This is a genomic window from Paenarthrobacter sp. NPDC018779 (genome assembly GCF_044391085.1).
Taxonomy (GTDB): domain Bacteria; phylum Actinomycetota; class Actinomycetes; order Actinomycetales; family Micrococcaceae; genus Arthrobacter.
In genome coordinates this window covers 1-21,511 of the sequence record NZ_JBIRZS010000007.1, presented here as the reverse complement: position 1 = coordinate 21,511, position 21,511 = coordinate 1, and the positions used below count along the sequence as shown (strand labels likewise).

Annotated in this window: 19 protein-coding genes and 1 riboswitch; of the genes, 4 read left to right on the top strand and 15 right to left on the bottom strand. The window is 65.7% G+C overall.

All coding sequences use genetic code 11. The annotated features are described in order from the left end of the window. Nucleotides 1–35 precede the first annotated feature (35 nt). The 12 genes from dnaG to ACH488_RS09815 form a co-directional block, all read right to left on the bottom strand. On the bottom strand, nt 36–1,922 hold the full coding sequence (gene dnaG, locus ACH488_RS09870; RefSeq protein WP_397323894.1) for a DNA primase: 1,887 nt from the start codon (nt 1,920–1,922) through the stop codon (nt 36–38). 34 nt (nt 1,923–1,956) lie between these two features. Beyond that, nucleotides 1,957–3,273 (bottom strand): deoxyguanosinetriphosphate triphosphohydrolase, encoded by a 1,317-nt coding sequence (locus tag ACH488_RS09865; protein ID WP_397323893.1) that lies wholly within the window; start codon nt 3,271–3,273, stop codon nt 1,957–1,959. A gap of 64 nt (nt 3,274–3,337) precedes the next feature. Continuing rightward, nucleotides 3,338–4,519 carry a tRNA dihydrouridine synthase DusB gene (dusB, locus tag ACH488_RS09860; RefSeq protein WP_397323891.1) on the bottom strand — a complete coding sequence of 394 codons (1,182 nt, stop codon included), beginning with the start codon at nt 4,517–4,519 and terminating at the stop codon, nt 3,338–3,340. Between the two features lie 51 nt (nt 4,520–4,570). Next, a complete protein-coding gene (locus tag ACH488_RS09855; protein WP_397323890.1) occupies nt 4,571–5,182 on the bottom strand; it encodes a DNA-binding response regulator in 612 nt (203 codons plus the stop codon). After that, nucleotides 5,179–6,282 carry a sensor histidine kinase gene (locus tag ACH488_RS09850; protein WP_397323889.1) on the bottom strand — a complete coding sequence of 368 codons (1,104 nt, stop codon included), beginning with the start codon at nt 6,280–6,282 and terminating at the stop codon, nt 5,179–5,181. Before ACH488_RS09850 ends, ACH488_RS09855 begins: the two co-directional genes overlap by 4 nt. A gap of 29 nt (nt 6,283–6,311) precedes the next feature. Further along, nucleotides 6,312–7,088: an ABC transporter permease gene (locus ACH488_RS09845; RefSeq protein ID WP_397323888.1), complete on the bottom strand. Its 777-nt coding sequence runs from the start codon at nt 7,086–7,088 to the stop codon at nt 6,312–6,314. Then, complete coding sequence (locus tag ACH488_RS09840) at nt 7,085–8,020, bottom strand: ABC transporter ATP-binding protein (RefSeq protein ID WP_397323886.1); 936 nt, start codon at nt 8,018–8,020, stop codon at nt 7,085–7,087. The genes ACH488_RS09845 and ACH488_RS09840 overlap by 4 nt, the downstream gene beginning before the upstream one ends. Nucleotides 8,021–8,123: 103 nt before the next feature. Beyond that, the gene (locus ACH488_RS09835; protein ID WP_397323885.1) at nt 8,124–9,554 is read right to left on the bottom strand and encodes a YibE/F family protein; all 1,431 of its coding nucleotides are present in this window, start codon (nt 9,552–9,554) and stop codon (nt 8,124–8,126) included. Nucleotides 9,555–9,629: 75 nt separating this feature from the next. After that, nucleotides 9,630–11,003, bottom strand: a complete 1,374-nt coding sequence (locus tag ACH488_RS09830; RefSeq protein WP_397323883.1) for an FAD-binding oxidoreductase — start codon at nt 11,001–11,003, stop codon at nt 9,630–9,632. 214 nt (nt 11,004–11,217) lie between these two features. Beyond that, nucleotides 11,218–12,180, bottom strand: a complete 963-nt coding sequence (locus ACH488_RS09825) for a GNAT family N-acetyltransferase (RefSeq protein WP_397323882.1) — start codon at nt 12,178–12,180, stop codon at nt 11,218–11,220. A 2-nt stretch (nt 12,181–12,182) separates the two neighbouring features. Next, nucleotides 12,183–13,568 carry a glycine--tRNA ligase gene (locus tag ACH488_RS09820; protein ID WP_397323881.1) on the bottom strand — a complete coding sequence of 462 codons (1,386 nt, stop codon included), beginning with the start codon at nt 13,566–13,568 and terminating at the stop codon, nt 12,183–12,185. Between the two features lie 78 nt (nt 13,569–13,646). Next, nucleotides 13,647–14,651, bottom strand: a complete 1,005-nt coding sequence (locus ACH488_RS09815) for a DMT family transporter (protein ID WP_397323880.1) — start codon at nt 14,649–14,651, stop codon at nt 13,647–13,649. A gap of 23 nt (nt 14,652–14,674) precedes the next feature. On the opposite strand from ACH488_RS09815, the gene ACH488_RS09810 reads away from it, so the two are divergent. Then, the gene (locus ACH488_RS09810) at nt 14,675–14,902 is read left to right on the top strand and encodes an RNA-binding S4 domain-containing protein (protein ID WP_397323879.1); all 228 of its coding nucleotides are present in this window, start codon (nt 14,675–14,677) and stop codon (nt 14,900–14,902) included. Here ACH488_RS09810 and ACH488_RS09805 read toward each other — a convergent pair. Next, the gene (locus tag ACH488_RS09805; RefSeq protein ID WP_397323878.1) at nt 14,899–15,546 is read right to left on the bottom strand and encodes an alpha/beta hydrolase; all 648 of its coding nucleotides are present in this window, start codon (nt 15,544–15,546) and stop codon (nt 14,899–14,901) included. The genes ACH488_RS09810 and ACH488_RS09805 overlap by 4 nt on opposite strands. A gap of 85 nt (nt 15,547–15,631) precedes the next feature. Here ACH488_RS09805 and ACH488_RS09800 point away from each other — a divergent pair, with 85 nt between their 5' ends. After that, entirely contained in the window at nt 15,632–16,468 is an 837-nt protein-coding gene (locus tag ACH488_RS09800) for an SGNH/GDSL hydrolase family protein (protein ID WP_397323876.1), read from the top strand. A 1-nt stretch (nt 16,469) separates the two neighbouring features. Further along, nucleotides 16,470–17,648 (top strand): winged helix DNA-binding domain-containing protein, encoded by a 1,179-nt coding sequence (locus ACH488_RS09795; RefSeq protein ID WP_397323875.1) that lies wholly within the window; start codon nt 16,470–16,472, stop codon nt 17,646–17,648. 37 nt (nt 17,649–17,685) lie between these two features. Here the strand turns inward: ACH488_RS09795 and ACH488_RS09790 are convergent, their stop codons facing one another. Together ACH488_RS09790 and ACH488_RS09785 are read right to left on the bottom strand one after the other, a co-directional pair. Continuing rightward, complete coding sequence (locus ACH488_RS09790) at nt 17,686–18,807, bottom strand: homoserine O-acetyltransferase (RefSeq protein WP_397323873.1); 1,122 nt, start codon at nt 18,805–18,807, stop codon at nt 17,686–17,688. A 14-nt stretch (nt 18,808–18,821) separates the two neighbouring features. Further along, a riboswitch (SAM riboswitch) is annotated at nt 18,822–18,936 on the bottom strand. A 162-nt stretch (nt 18,937–19,098) separates the two neighbouring features. Continuing rightward, nucleotides 19,099–20,439 carry a bifunctional o-acetylhomoserine/o-acetylserine sulfhydrylase gene (locus ACH488_RS09785; RefSeq protein WP_397323872.1) on the bottom strand — a complete coding sequence of 447 codons (1,341 nt, stop codon included), beginning with the start codon at nt 20,437–20,439 and terminating at the stop codon, nt 19,099–19,101. 213 nt (nt 20,440–20,652) lie between these two features. Here ACH488_RS09785 and ACH488_RS09780 point away from each other — a divergent pair, with 213 nt between their 5' ends. Continuing rightward, complete coding sequence (locus ACH488_RS09780; protein ID WP_397323870.1) at nt 20,653–21,291, top strand: VOC family protein; 639 nt, start codon at nt 20,653–20,655, stop codon at nt 21,289–21,291. Nucleotides 21,292–21,511: the final 220 nt, after the last annotated feature.

Here is a 21,511-nt window from a genome sequence, read left to right as displayed (position 1 = left end):
CTTAACAGGGCTCAGCCGAAAAGCGAAATCGAGCCTCAGGCCTCAGCCCGCAGTGCCCGGCGCTCCATTTCCAGCTGCATCAGCTCGCGGTTCAGCCGTTGGAATTCCTCCGGGTGGGCTGCGGCATCCAGGCGTTGCAGCTGGCCCATCTTGTCTGCCTTGATGCGGGTGATCTGCAGCTCGAACAGCCTGGCGAGGATGTCCCGGCAATACCGCTGCATTGCCTCCGGTGTGCTCGCCGGCAACGGAGTCACCGCCAACTCGGACACCAGGGGCCGCAACGGCTCGGGAACCTCTTGGCGGACCTTCTCCACCCAGGCCACAGGATCGGCCGCCTGGGCCACTCCCGTCGCCCTGATGGCCGCATGGAGCGCCGCATACGCCGGAGTGGCAAAGTAGGAGGCCTCGAAACGCTCCCAGTTTCCCTCGCCAAGGACTCCCGGCTCCTGCAGCACCACTTCCAAGGCCTGCCGCTCCATCCCGGCCACGGGGTCGCGCGGGTCGGGACGGTTGAAGGCCGGACCATTCGACGGCGGTGCTGCCGCCGTCGTCGTCTGTTGCTCGGGCGACCCCGACGGGCTGCCACCGGAGGCAGCCCGTTTGGCCGCTGCCCCAACGTACCGGCTGACTTCCTCGATGGGCATGCCGAGCCATCCGGCGAGTTCGCGCGTATAGGCCGGGCGGATTCCTGAGTCCCTGATCTGCGCCACCACCGGGGCAGCCTCCCGGAGGGCAGCGACTCGTCCCTCCACAGTGTCCAGGTTGTGCTTGCGCAGCGAGGCCCGGATGGCGAATTCGAAGAGCGGCTTGCGGCTGGCGATAAGTTCGCGGACGGCCGGATCGCCCTTGAGCTGGCGAAGATCGCACGGATCGGCGCCGGTAGGCTCCACGGCCACGTAGGTCTGGGCCTGGAACCGCTGGTCCTCTTCGAAGGCCCGGAGCGCGGCCTTCTGCCCGGCGGCATCGCCATCGAACGTGAAGACCACTTCTCCCCCGGTGCCGTCGTCGGAAATCAACCGGCGGGCGATCTTGATGTGTTCGGTGCCGAACGCCGTTCCACAGGTGGCCACCGCCGTCGCAACTCCGGCCAAGTGGCAGGCCATGACGTCGGTGTAGCCCTCCACCACCACGAGTTGGCGGTCCTTGGCGATGTTCCGCTTGGCGAGGTCGATTCCGTAAAGGACCTGGGACTTCTTATAAAGCGTGGTCTCGGGTGTGTTGAGGTACTTGGGGCCTTGGTCGTCCTCGAAGAGCTTGCGGGCACCGAAGCCGATGGTGTCCCCTGCGATGTCCCGGATAGGCCAGATGAGCCTGCCGCGGAAACGGTCGTAGATGCCCCGGTTGCCTTCAGAAAACATGCCGGTCAGTTTCAGCTCCGCGTCCGTGAAGCCACGGCCCCGCAAGTGCTTAAGCAGCGAGTCCCAGCCTTGCGGCGCGTAGCCAACGCCGAAGTGTTCGGCGGCGGCCCGGTCGAAGCCACGTCCGTCCAGGAAGTTACGGCCTTCTGCGGCTCCCGGGGTCAGGAGTTGGGCCCGGAAGAACTCATCGGCGATCTTGTGCGCATCCAGGAGCCGTTGCCGCTTGCCTACTTCCTCCCGGCTGGGACCCGTGCCGCCGTCCTCGTACCGCAGTTCGTAGCCGATCCGGGCAGCGAGTTTTTCCACGGCTTCGTGGAAGGAGCTGTGGTCCATCTTCTGGATGAAGGAGATCGCGTCCCCGTCTTCGCCGCAGCCAAAGCAGTGGTACCGGCCTACTTGGGGACGGACAGTAAAGGAGGGCGAACGCTCGTCGTGGAAGGGGCACAGGCCCTTGAAGCTGCCCAGTCCGGCGCTCCGGAGCGTGACGTAGCCGTCCACGACTTCCTTGATGTCCGTGCGCTGGCGTACTTCATCGATGTCTTCACGTTTGATCAGGCCAGCCACTAGACCATCCTAGTCCGGCAGGATGGGCGGAAAACTACCACAGCGACGGCAGGCTCCCCACCAAGCGCTCGTACATGGCCAGCGCCGAACCATCGGTCAGCGAGGCCACCTGGTCGATCACCACGCGCAGGCGGGCGCCATCGTCGACGGCGGCACGCCAGTCCGCGGCGAACATCGGCTCCAGGTGCCGGTCGCCGGTGGCGTTGAGCACGCCCACCAGGGCGTGCAGGACTTCGCGCTGGCGCTCGTAGACCGGCTGGCGGTGGTCCGTGGAAATGACAAAGGTGGTGGCCAGGCCCTTGAGCACGGCGATTTCCGTGACCGTCTCCTCGGGCACCATGAGCTCGGCACCGTAGCGGGTCAGGTTGGACGGGCCGAAGTGCGCGCGGGTGGTTTCCATGGCGCTCTGGCAGAAGCGGCCAATCAGCTGGCTGGTCATGTCCTTGAGCGCCGCCATGGACTTCCGGCTGCCGTCGGCCTCGCGGACCCACACCTTGGTGGCTTCAAGCCGGGCCAGGGCAGCGTCGATCTCTGCAGGCTCGTTGTGCGGCAGGTACCACTGCTTGGTGTAGCCCACCACGCGTGCCCTGTGGTCCGGGTTCTCCATCCACTTGAGTTGGAAGTGCCCGGCCACGATCGCGTCTTCCACGTCGTGGACGGAGTAGGAGATATCGTCCGCAAGGTCCATGACCTGCGCTTCGATGCAGGAGCGGTTGCCCGGGGCGCCTTCGCGGAGCCATTCGAACACGGGGAGATCGTCCTCGTAGGCGCCGAACTTGCTGGTGCGGTGCCCATGGATCACCGGGGCGTCCAGGGCCGACCACGGGTACTTGGAAGCGGCGTCCAGGCTGGCCCGCGTCAGGTTGAGTCCGGCGGGCCGCCCGTCCTCGGTGAGGACCTTGGGTTCGAGCCTGGTCAGCAGCCGCAGGGTTTGGGCATTGCCCTCGAAGCCGCCAATGGCGTGGGCTACCTCGTTCAGGGCCGATTCGCCGTTGTGGCCAAACGGCGGGTGTCCGAGGTCGTGGCTAAGGCAGGCGGTATCCACCACGTCCGGGTCGCAGCCCAGGGACCGGCCAAGCTCGCGGCCTACCTGGGCTACCTCCAGGCTGTGGGTCAGCCGGGTCCTGACGAAGTCGTCCGTATCCGGCGCCACCACCTGGGTCTTTGCACCGAGGCGGCGCAAGGCCGAGGAATGCAGCACCCGCGCGCGGTCGCGCTCAAAGTCCGAGCGGTACGTGTTCTTGCGCGGCTCTTCGACCCAACGCGCGGAATCCGCTTCGGAGTAACCGGGGATCGCCTGCGCATACTCGTGCGCAGTTCCGGCACGGCCGATCGTTGCTTCGGTTCCCATGGGTTTCTGCCTCCTTCGTGCGCCGTCCTCTGGTGCCTCTTGAGCCAGTCTTACACGCTGGAAGCTAGCCGCCCGAAACGTCCAGCTCGGCTGCCGCGATGTCGGCGCTTTGTTCCGCGTTGAGCTGGCGGCTGTCCAGCCAGTCCTTCGGCAAAGCGGGCCGCTTGGGGGATCCTGCGCGGCCTCGTGGGCCTTCGGAGTCAACGCCCGGGTACGGCAGGTCCAGGTCCAGCTCGGCCAACAGCTCCCGGAGCACCTCAAGGGTGGGAACGGTGGCCAGCTTCGCGCGGAGTTCCCCGCCGACCACGTAACCCTTGAAATACCACGCCATGTGTTTGCGGATTTCGCGCAGGGCCTTGTATTCGTCGTTCCCGAAAGTCTCCACCATGAGCTCGGCGTGGCGGTACACGCCCTCGGCCACTTCGCGCAGGCCCGGACGGTGCCGCTCATCGCTGCCCTCGAAGGCGGCCTGCAGGTCGCCGAACAGCCAGGGGCGGCCTTGGCAGCCGCGGCCCACCACAACGCCGTCGACGCCGGTCTCCCGGACCATGCGGACAGCATCCTCGGCGGACCAGATGTCCCCATTGCCCAGGACCGGAATGTCCGGGAGGGCTTCGCGCAAGCGCGCAATGGAAGACCAGTCGGCCTGGCCGGAGTAGAACTGCGCCGCGGTGCGTCCGTGGAGCGCGACGGCGGCCACACCGGAGTCGCGGGCAATTCGGCCGGCATCGAGGTACGTCAGGTGGTCCTCGTCGATGCCCTTGCGCATCTTGATGGTCAGCGGGATGTTGCCCTTGGACGCTTCCTTGACGGCGGTCTGGACAATCGATGTGAAGAGGTCGATCTTCCACGGCAGCGCCGAGCCACCCCCGCGACGGGTGACCTTGGGTACGGGGCAGCCGAAATTCAGGTCGATGTGATCGGCACGGTCTTCTTCGACGAGCATGCGGACAGCCGCGCCCACGGTCACCGGGTCCACGCCGTAGAGCTGCACGGACCGGACTTTCTCGTCCTCATCATGCGAAATGATCCGCAGCGATTCGGGCGTCCGCTCCACCAAGGCACGCGAGGTGACCATCTCCGCCACGTAGAGTCCGCCACCGTATTCGCGGCACAGCCGGCGGAATGCGGAGTTGGTGATGCCCGCCATCGGGGCGAGGATCACGGGAGTGTCCACGGTGATGTCGCCGAGCTGCAAAGGCGGGAGCTCGAGCTTGGGAGTGGGAGGGGTTGCTACTGCAGTCACCTATCCATTGTTGCAAATCGGGGCAAATCGGCCGCCTTGCCAGGGGAACCGTTAGAGCAACCAGCCGTTCCCCGCGGCAATCCGCGCGGCCTCAGCCCGGGTCCGGCCGCCCGTCTTGGCCATGGCGGAGGACAAGTAATTCCTGACTGTTCCCTCGGACAGCACCGCTGCCTTGGCAATATCGGCCACCGTGCCGCCGTCGGACGCTGCCCTGAGCACCTCCGTCTCGCGTTCGGTCAACGGGCTGTCACCGGATGTCAGCGATTCGGCGGCGAGCGCCGGATCCACCACCCGAAGGCCTTGGTGCACGCGACGCACGGCCTCGGCGAGTTGCCTGGCGGGGGTGTCCTTCACCACGAAGCCGGAGGCACCTGCGCGCATGGCCAGCTTGAGGTACCCCGGCCGGCCGAAGGTGGTGACCATGAGGACCCGGCAGTTGGGGGCGGCCTTGCGGACCTCCGCCGCCGCACTGATGCCGTCGAGGCCGGGCATTTCAACGTCCAGCATTGCGACGTCGGCCGAGTGTTCCACCACTGCGGCGGCCACGCCCGTGCCGTCGCCCAGCTCGGCCACCACCTCAATATCGTGTTCCAGCCCCAGCAGGGCTGCTAGGGCTCCGCGGACCAAGGCCTGGTCGTCCGCAATCACCAAACGGATGGTCATAGTTGTACCGCCAATCTGAATCCTCCGAGTTCGCTGGAACCGATGCTGAGCGTTCCCCCGGCGGCTTCCACTCTTTCCCGTATTCCGGCCAGGCCGTTTCCCATGCCATCCGCCTGACCCGGCCCTACGCCGTCGTCCTCCACCAGGACGGTCGACGCCGACAACCGCACCCGGCAGCGTCCGGCGCCCGAATGGCGCACCACATTGGTGACGCCCTCGCGCAGTACCCAGCCAAACAACTCGCGGTGCCCCGCAGGAACTTCCTCGGAAGTGGCCGGGAGCTCGGCGTCGATTCCCGCCGATTCCAGTGCCGTCCTGGCGACGGCCAGTTCCGCGAGGACATTGACCCCGCGGTAGCCAGCAACCGTGGCACGGACGTCGGCCAAGGCGCCGCGGGCGAGGTCCTGGACCTCGGCAATCTCCTTGGCCGCGCGGTCGGTGCCTGACGGTGTTTCCAGCATCCGGCCGGCCAGTTCGGCCTTCACGGCGATGACGGTCAGGGAATGCCCCAGGATGTCGTGCATGTCCCGGGCCACCCGGCTCCGTTCAGCGGCCACTGCGGCGTCGGCCAGTCCGGTATGCGCGGCACGGAGTTCCACGGTCTGCCGGATCAGCCTGGCGAACGAGGTCATCATGAGGCCCAAGGACAGGATCAATGCGGGCTGGAAGAACGCCTGCTCCGGGTTGCCGTCCGACAATTCGACGGTGAGCGATACTGCGGCCAGGAACACGATCAGGGCGAGATCCACCCGCGGCGGCAGGACAGACATCGCGATGGCGCAGGCCAGGAAAGGCCACGTCCACAAGGCCTCCCGCCCCAGGAAGAGGATCACGAGGGCATCCAACGCCAGGAGGATGCCGGCGGAGGCCAAGCCAGTGCGCGTGGACCTCCGCCAGCCGAACATCGGCAGGAAGGCGTAGGCAAGGAAGAAAGCGACCAATGAAGCCGAGGCCGCAAGTTTCCATGCCAACGGCTCATCCACGGACCACACGAGGTTCCATGTGGGCCACGCCCAGAGCAGCACCGAGAGCCCGGCGCCAAGGAACCAGCGGCGCGGACCGGGCCCGCGGAACATCTCGCCGAAGGCCTGGGTTTTCATGACTCCCACCCTAGCCAAGTCCGTGACGCTCAGACCCGGTTCGTGTCGCGCCGGAACGCCATGGCTGCCCCGCCCACGAAGATTGCCAGCCACACCAGGACGTTCACGATCCACATCAGGTCGAATTCGCCCGTGATGGGGCTCCTTGCCAGTTGGCCGATCCCGTAGGCCGGAGTGAACTTGGCGATCTGGCCAAAGGTGTTCCCCATGACCTCGATGGGCATGAAGAGCCCTCCGAGCATGGCCAGGATCGCCAGGGCCGGGCCGAGGATCTGCATGACGTTCTGGCTCGGCATGAGGTAGCCAACGAACAAGCCCAGGGCCGCGAACACCAAGGAACCCAGCCACGCAACGATTCCCGCGGTGAGCCACGTTTGCACGTCCATGGTCACGCCGGCCATTGCACCAATGACGAACTGGGCGATCACCGCAACCAGTGAAAGGGTCAACGCCGCGGCCGCCTTGACGGCGATGTAGGCACCGGGCAGCAACGGGGTCAGGCGAAGCTGCCTGCTCCAGCCCTGCGCACGTTCCACCGCAACCTGGCTCCCCGCGCCCGTGGCGGCGGTCATGGCCGCATACACCGTGAGGCTGATGAGGATGTACTGGCCGTAGCTGTGGCCGTTGGGCAACAACTGGTTCTTGTTGGAGAGCCCAAAGATGAAGAAGAAGATCGCGGGCATGAGCACTGTGAAGATCACGGTGCGGCGGTTCCTGAGCATCCGCTTGATTTCTATCCAGAGGAATGTGCCGTTGACTCCCCCGGCCGAGGGCTTGCGGTCCTGGATTGCTGTCGCCTGGCTCATGCCCGGTCTCCTTCGAATGCGTGAGCTGTCCCGATGGACGGTTCATCACCTGTCAGTGCCACGAAGGCCTCTTCAAGGTTGTTGGCCACCACTTCGAGGTCATGGGCCCGGGTGTTGTTGAGCAAGTAGCGGACCACGGAGTCCGAATCGGACGTGCGGACGGTGACGCGGCCGCCGTCGAACTCCACGGCGTCGCTGGGCGGCAGGGCGGCCAGCAGTGACTGGTCCTCCATTGGCAGGGACGCTTTCACGGTCCGGCCCGAGGCCAGGTTCTTGATCTGGGCCGCCGTTCCATCGGCCACCACGGTGCCCTGCCGGACCAGGACAATCCGGTCCGCGTAGGCGTCTGCTTCTTCGAGGTAGTGGGTGGCGAAAATGACCGTCCGCCCCTTGGTGGCATCCGCCCGGATGGCGGACCAGAAGTCGCGACGGCCGGCCACATCCATGCCAGTGGTGGGTTCGTCGAGGATGAGCAAGCCGGGATCGGACACCAGGGCCATCGCGAAGCGCAGCCGTTGCTGCTGGCCGCCGGAGCACTTCTCCACGCGGCGGTCGGCGATGTCCAGGATGCCGGCGCGGGTGAGGACCTCGTCCACCGGCCGCGACGACTCGAACATTGCGGCGGTCAGTTGCACCGTTTCGCGGACGCTGATGTCCCGGAGGAGCCCGCCGGTCTGCATGACGGCGGCCACCTGTCCCCTGGCAATAGCGCCCCGGGGCGTGTGCCCGAAGATGGAGACTTCCCCCTGGTCCGGGGTGCTGAGCCCGAGGATCATGTCGATGGTGGTGGTCTTTCCCGCCCCGTTCGGACCGAGGAAGGCAACTACCTCGCCCTGCTGCACGGTGAGGTCCAGGCCGCGGACGGCGTGGACCTTCCCGAAGCTCTTATGAAGTCCGGCGGCTTGGACGGCCGGTACGCCTGCGGTTGTCATTGCTCTCCCTGGCAGTGGTTTTGTGTCACTACCCAGTCAAGCCGCGAACAAGCTCCGGCACTTCTACCGAGTGTCACCAGTCAGCGATGACAAATGTCATGCCCTATTCCTTGTGCCGCTCGGCTTCCCGACGGGCGCGGCGGCTCCCCGGCCGGGCCGGCCCGGCTTCCCCGGTGCGGTGGCCGGCGTCGGGCCTTCCGTCCCGTTCGGAACCCACGACGGCGGCAGCGGCCGCGAGCGCGCCGGTATCGGCAACGTCGTCCGCCCCTACGGTGGAGGGCCCATCCGCACGCTTGAGGCCCGTGGCCTTGACCACCAGCACTGCGATGAACGTTGTGACGGGAATGGCGAGGACCAGGCCGATGGAACCAACCAGGGTCCGGATGACTTCCTCGGACAATTCCGCGCTGGTCAACGCTTCGGCCAGCGGACGGTCGTAGAGCATCACGATGATGAGGATGGGCAGCGCGGCGCCCGCGTAGGCGAAGGCGATGGTGTAGACCGTGGAGGCGATGTGGTCCCGGCCGATCCGCATGGCTGAGGTAAAAAGCTTGCGGGCGCTGGTGTTGGGCGCCAGTTCGTAGAGTTCCCATACGGCGGAGGACTGCGTGATGGTGACGTCATTAAGGACGCCGAGTCCGGAGATGATGAGCCCGCACAGGATGATGCCGGAGATGGAAATCTTGTCCGACATGTTGATGAGCGTCGCGGCATCGTGGTTGCCCACGCCGGCCAGGTTGGCTGCGTCCGTGGCCCAGGCGGCAAGCAACGCCGTGATGCCCAGCCCAAAAATGGTTCCCAGCAACGCCGTGGATGTCCTGGCCGAGAAGCCGTGCGCGAAGTAGAGCACCCCGATCATGATCACCGTGGATCCCACCAAGGCCAGCAGCAGCGGGGGCTTGCCTTCCACCAAGCCGGGCAGGATGAAGCTGACCAGGACCGCGTAGGCGCCAACGAGGCCGAGCAAGGCGCGGAAGCCCCGCCAGCGGGCCACCGCGATGACCAATACCGCGTAAAGCACGGCCAGCAGGGCGATGGGAACATTCCGCACGAAGTCGACAAAGACATACGACGGCGAACCGGTCCCGGCCGCTGCCCCCTGGACACCGGAGAGGTTGAGGTAGCGGATGGAATCCCCCACATCCACGCCATGGGACTTGGCAACATCCGGGTTGATGACCACCTTGACGGGCTCGCCGCCGTTGTCCGGCTCGGTGAACGCGAAGGTGCACTCAGAACCTGCCGGGGTGCTTCCGGATTGGCTGGCATCCGCCTGACCGGTTTGGGTGCAGCTTTCCTGCACCACCCGCTGGATCTTGCCGGTATCGAACGTGACGCCCGGTGCGGCCTGGTACGGGCTCGCGAACGAAATCCCTTCGCGGCTGCCAGAGGGCCACATGAGCATCATGGCAACAATGGTCAGGACACCCAGTGGAACCAGCACGCCGGCCAGCAGCCAGTTGGCCCGCTTGCGTGATGCGATGGCTTCGGGAGTCGGCTCGGAACTGTCGGCGTGGGAGTGGCCGTGGCCCATCAGCAGCTAAACCTCATGCCTCAACCCTACGCGGCAAAGCCACGGTCACTCGACGCCCACGGCGCGATCCCCGCCTCAGGCAGGTTTGATGTTCTGGTTCACGTGGAAGAGGTTGCCGGGATCGTACTTTCCCTTGATCTGCACCAACCTGTCCCAGTTGGGACCGTAGTTGTCGCTGACCCGCTGCTGGTCCTCGGAGTCCATGAAGTTGATGTACCCGCCACGCTCGGAATGGGGTGCCAGCGCCTCGGCGTAGCTGCGCGCCCAGGCAATGTTGGCCTCGTTGTCAGCGGGATCCACCCACTGGGTGGCGATCACCGGAGAGAACTTCATGTCCCTGTTGGCGAAGGCCGTGTCCTGGACTCCCACCCTGGAGACGGCCCCGTCGATCGGGTAGACGTGCACCGAAGTGTTGACGCTCGTCACGGTGGATCCGAAGTTTGCGTGGGCACCGATGGCACCGTCATTGAGTTCGCGCAGGAAGTTGGCCTTCCAATAGCCCTGCATGCCTTTCTGGTTCAGGCCATCGAAGGCTGTGTTGAGGGCCGGGTATGGCATGGGGCCCACCATGGATCCCGCCACGGGCGCGGCGTCCAGGAAGGGCTGCCACCGCGAATCCCCCTCGGCCGGGTCTCCGGTCCACATTCCCACCACGACGCACACGGGTTTGCCATGCCATTCCTCCGGAAGGAAGGGTACGGGTGGCCCTTGGTGGAAGCCCAGGAACGCACCAAACTCCTCTGGCGCTGAGGCGATGTAATCGCGGTAGAACCGTGCCACGGTGTCGATGTGCTCAGCGCCATACAGGACAATTCCGGCATGGACCATGTCCACGGGATGGAGCTTGAACTCGAACGAGGTCACCACGCCGAAGTTGCCCCCGCCACCCCGCAGGGCCCAGAACAAATCCTCGTTGCGGTCCTCGCTGGCCACCACGAACGAGCCGTCGGCGGTCACCACATCCGCGGACACCAGGTTGTCGCAGGAAAGCCCGAATTTCCTGGCCAGATAGCCTATGCCACCGCCCAGGGTCAGGCCCGCCACCCCTGTGGAGCCCACGATGCCGCCCGTGGTGGCCAGGCCAAAAGCGTGCGTGGCGAAGTTGAAGTCCGCCCACGTTGTTCCGGCCTCCGCCCTCGCCGTTCCGGCTTCCGGATCCACGCGGACGCCTGTGCGGTTCACGAAGTCCAGCACCAGGGCGTCATCCCAGGTCCCGAACCCGGGGGCGCTGTGCCCGCCGCCACGGATGGCCAAAGGCATGGCGTTGTCCCTGGCGAAGTTGACGCCCGCAATGACGTCGGCCACCTGGGCCACCCGGACGATGCCCGCCGGGCGTTTGTCCACCATCGCGTTAAAGACGGACCGCGCAGACTCGTAGTCGGGATCTTCCGGAGTGATGAGTTGGCCGCGCAACTGTTCCCGCAGCCCATCAAGGGCCATTGCATTCATTTGTCCACCACCGATGAGACATGTGAGACCGGGATGTTCCCGCGCCGTTTCCCTCCAGCTACGGCGGCGTGGGGTTTACGTCGTCATGCCTACTCCTGCGCTTTGGCGGCGTCAAGCATCTTTTGCTTGCCACCTGCCGGGTGTTAAACAGCGGATCCCGCCGGCGCCACGAAATGGTGGTGCCGGCGGGATCCGCAATCCGCGTGATAACCGCTCAGTCGCTCACAATGAGCGTGTCCGCGCCGCGAACGTAGGCCTTGCCCGACTCCAGCAGGGGCTTCAGGACGCCGCGCAACGCGGCCATGGACTCGTCCACTTCCAGGAGCACCGGGTGCTGGTAGGCGATGAGGGCCAAGAGGTCCCGCACGGCGGCTTCCGCTTCATCCGGTGCCAGCTGGGGATCGTGCCCCAGGAAAACGTCGGAGGGCTCCTCTGTGTTGCCTTGGGCGTAGCTGATGGCGAACGCCTGGATCTTGCCCTTCCTGGATGCCGGCACGCCCTCACCGAAAGCACTGGCCTTGGGGGCGCGCAGGACAATCGCACCGTGGGCCCCCGTGAGGTCATGAAGGAAGAGCCGCTGCACCGTGGCGATGCTGAGCTCCCCCGGGCTGTCCCAGTGGTGCACGGCAGAGTAGTAGCGGCCCACGACGTCGCTCAGTTCCACGGACCCAGTGGCCAGATCCTCCACGCGCTCGGCGGCAGCTTCCTCGGAGCCGTCGCCGAACCTCGGCAGCTTCAGCGGCTCGGGGTCCACAACCACCAGTTGTGAACGTTGGATGGGTCCCAGCCCTGCCGCCTCTGCGAAGGCGGCACCCGGCGTGCCCGGCTCCACCTTGCTGCGCAGCGCCGAAACGCCCGACGGCGCGTTCCCGGCTTCCGCGCGCAGCATGGCCAGGAGGGTGGCACCGATCCCGCTGCGGCGGTGATCCTTGGCCACCTCGATGTAGGCCCAGAGCCGCTCCGGATGGAGGGAGGCCTCGTGGACCACACCGGCCGCCACGGGGATGCGGACACCGTCCACCACATCCTCGGCCACGATGCACCGGCGCCACGGCTGGTTGCCGGAAGGCGCCAAGGCAGCACGGAACTGCTCCGCAGGGAGGGTCTCCGGGTCGCCCCAGATCTCCAGGAGGGCGAGGTCGTCGCCTTCCTTCCATTCGCGGTATTCCAATGCCACGCCTAGGCGCCGATCAGACGGGCCGCCAGGTACGCTTCCACCTTGTCCAGGGAGACGCGCTCCTGGCTCATGGTGTCGCGCTCACGGATGGTGACGGCCTGGTCCTCGAGGGTGTCGAAGTCCACGGTGATGCAGAACGGCGTGCCGATCTCGTCCTGGCGGCGGTAGCGGCGGCCGATTGCGCCGGCGTCGTCGAAGTCGATGTTCCAGTTCTTGCGCAGCTGCGCACCCAAGGCCTTGGCCTTCGGGGACAGGTCCTCGTTGCGGCTCAGCGGCAGCACGGCGGCCTTGACCGGCGCCAGGCGCGGGTCAAGCTTCAGGACCGTACGGACATCCACACCGCCCTTGGCGTTGGGGGCCTCATCCTCGGTGTAGGAGTCGATGAGGAACGCCATGAAGGAGCGCGTCAGGCCGGCTGCAGGCTCAATGACGTACGGCGTGTAGCGCTCGTTGGTGGCCTGGTTGAAGTAGCTCAGGTCCGTGCCGGAGGCCTTGGCGTGGGTGGAGAGGTCGAAGTCGGTACGGTTGGCGATGCCCTCAAGCTCTCCCCACTCCGAACCCTGGAAGCCGAAGCGGTATTCGATGTCCGTGGTGCCCTTGGAGTAGTGGCTCAGCTTCTCCTGCGGGTGTTCGAAGTAGCGGAGGTTCTCCTCGCGGATGCCAAGGCCCGTGTACCAGGCCATGCGCTCCTTCATCCAGTACTGGTGCCACTCTTCGTCCGTGCCGGGCTCGACGAAGAACTCCATCTCCATCTGTTCGAATTCACGGGTGCGGAAAATGAAGTTACCGGGCGTGATCTCGTTGCGGAAGGACTTGCCGATCTGGCCGATGCCGAACGGCGGCTTCTTCCGGGACGTGGTGAGGACGTTGTTGAAGTTCACGAAGATACCCTGCGCGGTCTCGGGGCGCAGGTAGTGCAGGCCCTCTTCGCTGGCGACTGGGCCAAGGAAGGTCTTCAGCAGGCCGGAGAATTCCTGCGGCTCGGTCCACTGGCCGCGGGTTCCACAGTTGGCGCACGCAATGTCCGCCAGGCCGTTCTCGGCAGGGCGGCCCTTCTTCTCCGCGTACTCTTCCTCAAGGTGGTCTGCACGGTAGCGCTTGTGGCACGAAAGGCACTCCACCAGGGGATCGGAGAAGACCTCCACGTGGCCGGAAGCTTCCCATACCTGGCGGGGCAGGATCACGGAGGAGTCCAGGCCAACCACGTCTTCGCGGCCGCGGACCATGCTCTGCCACCACTGGCGCTTGATGTTTTCCTTCAGTTCCGCGCCGAGGGGGCCGTAGTCCCACGCGGAGCGGGAGCCACCATAGATTTCACCGGCCTGGAACACGAATCCCCTCCGCTTGGAGAGGGAAATGACCTGGTCGAGGACGGATTTTGCTGCCATGGGTACTCCATATTTCTACAGGGCCGCTGGGTGCGGTCCGCGGTGGTTTGAACTGTGCAGGAAGCTGCGTGTCCTAGCCTACCGGCCTTTGGCGGCCGACCTTCCGGCAAAGGATCCTTTGGGCCACGGGAGCGTGGCCACAATGATGGCCGCGAGCGTCAGCAACGTACCCAGCACCGTGGGCAAGGCGACCACCGTCCCGGACGTGGGGATCACGACGTCGAGCATCAACGAACCCACCAACTGGCCGGCAATCATGCCCAGCCCCGTGACCAGCACGCCGAGGCTGCGGACCAGCAGCGCCGCGAGGCCGATCGCCACGCACCCCAGCGGGCCGCCAAGGTAGTACCACCACTGCGCGGGCAAGGGATTGCCCGCGCCAGCAACCGCAACCTTGAACAGCCAAGCGATCCACAACACCACCGAACCGGCCAGGAAGTTGACCAAGGTGGTTGCCAGCGGTGTGCCGTAGTGCACCGTGGCTGTTCCGTTCATGGCCTGCTGGAAGCTCATCAGGAAACCCGCCAGGAGAGGCAGGAGGACCGGCAAAAGCAGCGATCCGACGTCGGACAAGCCGCCAAAGCGCGGCGAAACCGCCCACGCCACGGCCGCAACGGTGAGCACGCTGCCCAGGACCCGCAGCCCTGTGAGGGACCGTTTGCCGCCGGGGGCAATGCCCAGGCGGTCCACCAGCAGGCCGCTGAGCGTTTGACCGGTCACGGAAGCCACCGTGAACAGGGCCACACCGAGGAGTCCCACGGTGAACGATTGGGCGAAGACGAAGAAGGCACCCACGGCACCGGCCATGACGTAGAACGGCGGAAAGCTGCGCGCTCGGACCGCGGGAACAATCCGCGCCAGCCCAGCCCTGCCTTTGGGGGTGGCCAGGGAAATCGCCGCGATCACCACCAGGCCCGTGGTGAAGCTCACTACTGCGGCGGCGATGCCATCGTCCAGGGCACCGGCCAACGCTCCGTTGATGCGACCCTGGACCGGGAGTACCAGTCCCGTCAGGACGGCGAGGGGCAGGCCAAGGGCAAGCGGAAGACTGGAACGGCGGGTAGGGTGCGGCACTGTCACCACACTACTTCAGGCATCATTGCTGTATGAGCAACCCCGAAATCGACGAAATCCCCATCCGCGACGACATGATCCGCCTCGGCCAACTGCTGAAGCTCGCCAACCTCGTTGAGGACGGCGTGGAAGCCACGGAGCTCATCAAGAACGGCCTGGTCAAGGTCAATGACGACATCGAAGAACGCCGCGGCCGCCAACTCCACGCCGGCGATACCGTAACCGTCAACGGCCAGACGGTCCGGATCGCTTCCTCCTAGCTGAGGACCTTGTGGGTGAGGAATTCGCCCACGTGCCCGATCTCCTGCTGGTTGATCCCGTGCCACATGCCCGTGTAGAGCACCTTGGTGAGGTCAACGTGCTTGCGTACCCAGCCCATGGTGTAGTCGATCTTGTCCGGCGTGATGACGGGATCCTGCTGGTCGCGGCCCCAGAAGAGCGGGACGGTACCGTCCAGTTCGTCGTCGCGGAAGGCGGCGTCAGCGCCGGCGTCGACCACGAAACCCGAAAGCCCGACGACGGCGGCGAAGTCCGCGGGCCGGTACCGGAGCATGGTGGTTGCCATGGCCATGCCCATGGAGAAGCCCAGCAGTGTCACCGAGGAGTGGTTGGCCTTGACGGTGTCCAACCACTCCAGCGCGTACTCGGCGGCCAGCTTCACGGCATCGAGGGAGTAGTCGATGGAGGCCGTCAGCGGGAACCAGGTGAAACCGGGGCCCATGGGCATCGGGGCGCGAAGGGCGGCCACCACGAATCCGTCCGGCAGGAGTCCGGCAAGGCTGAAGAGGTCGTCCTCGTTGGAGCCGTAGCCGTGCAGCAGGACCAGGAGCGGCTTTCCCGCCCTTTCGGTTTCGTCATGGGACCACAGGACAACGGGCGCGGGGAATGCAACGGCTTCAGTCATGGGTCTATTCTTGCAGTTACCCATGGGTAACAACCTACGGTGGCGTAGGTTCGCAGACACGAGTTCACAAGGCAGGATAAGACAAGTGAGTGAGAGCGATTCATTGGTAACGCCCGGCAGTCCGGTAGAAACGCATCCTTGGAGCCGCTACGTGGCGCTGGGTGATTCCTTCACCGAGGGCATCGGCGACCCCGAGCCGCAGAACCCCGGAGGCTTCCGTGGCTGGGCGGACCGGGTGGCCGAAGAGCTGGGCCGCGGCCATGACGATTTCGCGTACGCCAACCTTGCCATCCGGGGCCGCCTGCTGCAGCAGATCGTGGACGAGCAAGTTGGCCCGTGCCTGGAACTGCAACCGGACCTCGTCTCCATATCGGCAGGCGGCAACGACCTCATCAGGCCGGGCGGGGATCCGGATCTCCTGGCCGAGAAGCTGGACGCAGCGGTCCAGGAACTCAGCTCGGGCGGTGCAACCGTGGTGCTGTTCAACGGCCCGGACACCGCTTCTTCCGTGCTCAGCCGGATCCGCGGCAAAGTGGCCATCTACAACGAGAACCTCCGGACGGTCGCCGCCCGGCACGACGCCATCGTCGCGGACATGTGGTCCTTGCGGCAGCTCGCCGACACGCAGATGTGGGACGAGGACCGCCTGCACTTCTCGCCCCTCGGCCACCACACCATCGCGATGATGGTGCTGGAGGCGCTGAACGTCCAGCACACCCTCGAACCCCTCGTCCCCAAGCCGTTACCGCCGCGCACATGGCGGGAAGCGCGATCCTCGGACCTCGTATGGGCGCGCGAGTACTTTGTCCCGTGGGTCATCCGCCGCCTGCGGCACCAGTCCTCCGGCGATGGCATCACGCCAAAACGTCCGACGCCGGGACCCGTCTTCGGGCCCAACGTCACCGGATTGCCGCGCGGCTAGCGTGGTTGCGCCGACGCCCGACGACGTGGTGCGGCTCCGGTTGCGCCATCAGCAACTCCGCGCCCCTTCCGCGGGTGCGGCCACCGATGCCCTCAAGAACCTCCTTGCCGTCCAGGCCCAGGAGTTTCCCTACGCGAGGTGGTCGCTGGCGCAACGGACAGCCGAAGCTTCCGCTGCGGACGTGGAGGAACTCGTGGCGGACGGCACCATCCTGCGCACCCACATCCTCCGGCCCACCTGGCATTTTGTGCACCGTGACGATCTCGGGTGGTTGATGGCGTTGTCCGCGGATCGCCTCCACCAGGGCAACAAAGGCATGTACCGGCAAACGGGCGTGGATGCTTCTGCGGCTGCCCGCAGCGGAAACATCCTGGCCGGCGCGGTGTCCGGCGGGGCGCACAAGACGCGCGAGGAACTCTCCGCGGTCCTGGAAGAAGCGGGGTTCCCGGGCAAAGGACTGGGCTTCGTGTACCACCTGATGCACGCAGAGATCAGCCGGATCCTGGTCAGCGGAACGCCTGTCCGTTCTTCCGGGGGTGCCCTCAAGCAGACGTACGCGCTGTTCGGGGAACGGGTGCCCGAGCCTGGGCCTGACGCCTTGGACGCCGATGGACGGGACCAGGCACTGGGCCAGTTGGCCTTGCGGTACTTCAGCAGCCGTGGACCGGCCACGGTCAAGGATTGCTCGGCGTGGTCCGGCCTGACCATGAAGGACGTGAAGCGTGGCCTCGACGTAGCCGGCCACGTTGCCCCGGGGTCCCTGGCCGCACTCCGGATCGAGGGGCTGGACTTCCATCTGGCAGCGGAGGATGTTGCCGGCATGGAACGGTCCGGGTCCGCCCCGGAGTCTGACTCAGGGCCGGGGACTGGCTCAGGTCCGGACGCGGCGCTCCCCCGGGTGGACCTCATCCAGTGCTACGACGAGTACGTCATGGGCTACTCCCAGTCCCGGCACTACCTCGGCGGCGTGGCACCCTACTTCCCGGAAAACGGCGGCCCCATGCACGTTGTCCTGCTGGATGGCAGGCTGGCCGGCTGGTGGCGGCACGGATTCGCCGGCAACACCTGCGAACTCGACGTGCGGATGAACCAGCCCGCCACGCCCGCCGTCCAGCGGGCCCTCGAGGCGGAAGTGGACCGGTACGGCAGGTTCCTGGGCATGGAAGCCCGGCTGGCCTGACGGCAATGCCCGTTGGACAGCCGGCCCAGTGCCTGGCCTAGGCGAAGAAGGACTCCCGCAACTGCGCCGAGAGCTGCCCGATCTCCGTGAGGAAGCCGTCGTGGCCGATCGGTGCCTCGATCACATGCACCGGAACGTCACCCGGCAGCGCCGCCGCAAGTTCGCGGGACTGCGCCGGGAAGTACAGCCGGTCCGTGTCCACCGCTGCGATGAAGAACTCGGCCGTGGTGCGCTCCAGCGCTTCCTCCAAGGAGCCGCGCCCCCGGGTGACATCGTGGCTCATGAGGGCCTCGGTGATGGCGATGTAACTGTTGGCGTCGAAGCGGCGCACCAGCTTGGTCCCCTGATGGTCGAGGTAGCTTTCCACCTGGTAGCGACCACGCTTCCCCAGGATGGCTGCGGCGAGCGGGGTTTCCTGGTGCTGCGCTTCGCGGCCGAAACGGACATCCAATTCCAAGGCTGAACGGTAGGTGATGTGGGCGATCCTGCGGGCCAGGGCGAGGCCGGCCTCGGGCGCGGCACCCTGGTAGTAGTCGCCGTCGTTGAAGTTGGGGTCCTGGCGGATGGCGAGCGTCTGCGACTGGGCAAAGGCGATCTGTTCCGCGGTGCTGTAGGCACCCACGGACACCACCGCACAGCGCTTGACCCGTTCCGGGAACGTGACGGCCCATTCGAGAGCACGGGCACCTCCCATGGAACCGCCCAGGACGGAGTGCCAGGCACGGATCCCCAAGGCATCGGCGAGGCGGGACTCGGCCTCGGTAGTGTCACGCAGGGTGACCAGCGGGAAGCGGGAACCCCACGGCCGTCCATCGGGCGCGGCCGAGGAGGGCCCCGTACTGCCGTAGCAACCACCAACGATGTTGATGGAGATGACGAAGAACCGGTTGGTATCGATCGTGGCGCCGGGCCCAACCAGTTGTTCCCACCAGCCATCCTCGTCCGTGGCACCACGGGCCACGTGGGTGCTACCGGTCAGGGCATGCTCCACCAGCACGGCGTTCGAGGCATCGGCGTTCAATTGGCCCCATGTTTCGTAGGCCAACACAACATCGGGAAGGAAACCGCCGGCTTCGAGTTCCAGCGGGCCCACATGGGCGAACTTGACGGTTCCGTCGGCTTCCTCGGATGTGGGAAGGGCTGTAGCAGTAATGGTCATTCCTTTGACACCTAACCTCGCGCTTGCCCACCGCCTTTCGTGCGGCAGGCCAGGTCCTCACCCGGGGCACCCCACCGCGGAGGAGGGTTGCCGGCCAGCAAGCCGGGGCTGTCACTGGCACTCATGACCTAATACGTAAGAGTCTAGGAAGAACACAGCCGTTCTGGCGAAGAATGTGACAGCTGTGTGACGGTTTGGGGCATCTTCGTTCAGTAACGAGCGCCCGGTGGCGCCGCCCAGCGAATAATCGTCGGCCGGGAGGCGCCACCGTATTTCACGGCAGTTCCGTTGTCAGGCGCCCTTGGCTGCGCGGAAACCGGCTTCGAGGTCGGCGAGGATGTCGTCCACGTGCTCGACGCCCACCGCGAGGCGGACCAGTCCCGGAGTAACGCCGGCAATGGCCTGCTGTTCAACCGTGAGCTGGCTGTGGGTGGTGGACGCGGGGTGGATCACCAGGGACCGGACATCGCCGATGTTGGCAACGTGCGAGTGCAGTTCCAGGGCGTCCACGAACCGCTTGCCCGCTTCCACGCCGCCCTTGATGCTGAATGCGACAACCGCGCCAGTACCGCGGGGGCCGTACTTGCGGCCACGCTCAAACCAGGGGCTGGACGGCAGCCCCGCAAAGGCGACGGATTCGACGTCGTCATGGGCTTCCAGCCATTCGGCCACTTTGGTGGCGTTCGCGACGTGGCGCTCCACGCGCAGGCTCAGGGTTTCCAGGCCCTGGGCGATGAGGAAGGCGTTGAAGGGCGAAACCGCCGAGCCGAGGTCTCGCAGCAACTGGACGCGGGCCTTGAGGATGTAGGAAAGGTTGGCGCCGAGCGCGCCGTCCTTGCCGAGGTCGCGGGCGTAGACCAGACCGTTGTAGCTGGGGTCCGGGGTGTTGAAGTTGAGGAAGCGTTCCGGATCCTGGCCGAAATCGAAGTTTCCGGAGTCCACAATGACGCCGGCAATCGCTGCGCCGTGCCCGCCCAGGTACTTGGTGGCCGAGTGGACCACGATGTCCGCGCCCCATTCGATGGGACGGATCAGGTACGGCGTGGAAAGGGTGTTGTCCACGATCAGCGGGACGCCGGCTTCGTGGGCCACCTTCGCGATGCCCTCGATGTCCAGGACGTCCTGGCGCGGGTTGGAAACCACTTCGCCGAAGAACAGCTTGGTGTTCGGCTGGACGGCGTTGCGCCACTGCTCCAGGTTGTCCGGATCCTCGACGAACGTCACGGAGATCCCGAACTTCTTCAGGGTGTGGGCCAGCAGGTTGTAGGTTCCGCCGTAAAGGCTGGGGCTGGCCACCACATGGTCGCCGGCCTCGGCGATGTTGAGGATGGCGAAGGTTTCTGCGGCCTGCCCGGAGCTGAGGAGCAGGGCACCCAGGCCGCCCTCGAGGCTGGCGATCCGCTGCTCCACGGCATCCTGGGTGGGGTTGCCGATCCTTGTGTAGATGGGTGCCAGCTCGGCCAGGGCGAAGCGGTTGGCGGCACTCTCGGCGCTCGGGAACACAAAGGACGTGGTCTGGTAGATCGGAAGCGAGCGGGCACCGGTGGCGGAATCGGGTTCCTGGCCTGCGTGGATCTGGCGGGTTTCGAAAGACCATCCTTGGGACATTGCGTTCTCCTCTTCGTGGCGCATGGGTTTGCGGTGGACAGTGGGTGCTTGGAACTGCGGCCAGTCTAGGAAGGCTCCGCGGCAATGCACAGCTTTGTGACGAAGACAGTATTTTTCGGTCCTTGGGCGTCATTCCGGCGTCCCGCCATGACGCCCGACGCGGCCCTTCGATAACATCCCACCTTGGTTAGGCTTGACTTAGCTGAGACCCGAATCACAAAGTGCCAAGATGAAGCCATGCGCATGGATCACGTCTCTTACGCTTGTGAACGAGATGGCCTTCTGGCCACGACAGAACGAATTTCCGCAGCATTGGGAGTGGACGCAGTCCGGGGCGGAGTGCATCCGCGCTTTGGTACCCGGAACATGATCATTCCCCTCGCGGACAACAAATACCTTGAAGTGGTGGAGGTCCTGGACCACCCCGCTTCGGATAAGGCACCCTTCGGCCAGGCAGTCCGGGCACGCTCGGCAGCCGGCGGCGGTTGGATGGGCTGGTGCGTCGCCGTTGACGACCTCGCTCCGTTCGAAGAACGCCTTGGCCGTTCCGCAGTCCCCGGCAACCGCAAGTTCCCCGACGGCCGCGAACTCGTGTGGCAGCAGATCGGCATCCTCGGCTTGATCGCCGATCCCCAGGTGCCGTACCTGCTCAAGTGGGAAGGCGATCCCGGCCTGCATCCCTCAAAGGTCTATGAAAGTGACGTCAAAATGTCCAGCCTGACCATTGCGGGCTCGGCGGAACGCGTCACCGAATGGCTGGGCGAGCCCGTGGAAAAGCCGCTTGAGGACGTCGCAGTCCAGTGGATGGCTCCGCACGGTACGCCCGGGATCATGTCCGTGACCTTCGAAACCACCTCGGGTGCCGTCACCATCTGACGTCCCAGCAATAAACTTCGGCCGCCATCAGCGGGTGCCAATGACGTCACCCGCGGATGGCGGCCGAATACCTTTAAAACCTTGGCTACCCCCTGGCCCAACTAATACGAAAGTATTGGTGGGTCAGGCTGCGGTGACCGGGGTGATGGTGACGTTGTAGCCGAGGTTGTTGAGTTGTTTGATGGCGCGGTTAGTGGCTTTGGTCGGGTTGATGCGGGTG

What these genes read in the sequence shown, in the direction of transcription:
- ACH488_RS09790 (WP_397323873.1), bottom strand. Translation starts at nt 18,807, where the DNA reads ATGACCATTACTGCTACAGCCCTTCCCACATCCGAGGAAGCCGACGGA.
- ACH488_RS09850 (WP_397323889.1), bottom strand. Translation starts at nt 6,282, where the DNA reads ATGAAAACCCAGGCCTTCGGCGAGATGTTCCGCGGGCCCGGTCCGCGC.
- ACH488_RS09810 (WP_397323879.1), top strand. Translation starts at nt 14,675, where the DNA reads ATGAGCAACCCCGAAATCGACGAAATCCCCATCCGCGACGACATGATC.
- ACH488_RS09780 (WP_397323870.1), top strand. Translation starts at nt 20,653, where the DNA reads ATGCGCATGGATCACGTCTCTTACGCTTGTGAACGAGATGGCCTTCTG.
- ACH488_RS09820 (WP_397323881.1), bottom strand. Translation starts at nt 13,568, where the DNA reads ATGGCAGCAAAATCCGTCCTCGACCAGGTCATTTCCCTCTCCAAGCGG.
- ACH488_RS09865 (WP_397323893.1), bottom strand. Translation starts at nt 3,273, where the DNA reads ATGGGAACCGAAGCAACGATCGGCCGTGCCGGAACTGCGCACGAGTAT.
- ACH488_RS09855 (WP_397323890.1), bottom strand. Translation starts at nt 5,182, where the DNA reads ATGACCATCCGTTTGGTGATTGCGGACGACCAGGCCTTGGTCCGCGGA.
- ACH488_RS09840 (WP_397323886.1), bottom strand. Translation starts at nt 8,020, where the DNA reads ATGACAACCGCAGGCGTACCGGCCGTCCAAGCCGCCGGACTTCATAAG.
- ACH488_RS09835 (WP_397323885.1), bottom strand. Translation starts at nt 9,554, where the DNA reads ATGGGCCACGGCCACTCCCACGCCGACAGTTCCGAGCCGACTCCCGAA.
- ACH488_RS09845 (WP_397323888.1), bottom strand. Translation starts at nt 7,088, where the DNA reads ATGAGCCAGGCGACAGCAATCCAGGACCGCAAGCCCTCGGCCGGGGGA.
- ACH488_RS09830 (WP_397323883.1), bottom strand. Translation starts at nt 11,003, where the DNA reads ATGAATGCAATGGCCCTTGATGGGCTGCGGGAACAGTTGCGCGGCCAA.
- ACH488_RS09785 (WP_397323872.1), bottom strand. Translation starts at nt 20,439, where the DNA reads ATGCGCCACGAAGAGGAGAACGCAATGTCCCAAGGATGGTCTTTCGAA.
- ACH488_RS09805 (WP_397323878.1), bottom strand. Translation starts at nt 15,546, where the DNA reads ATGACTGAAGCCGTTGCATTCCCCGCGCCCGTTGTCCTGTGGTCCCAT.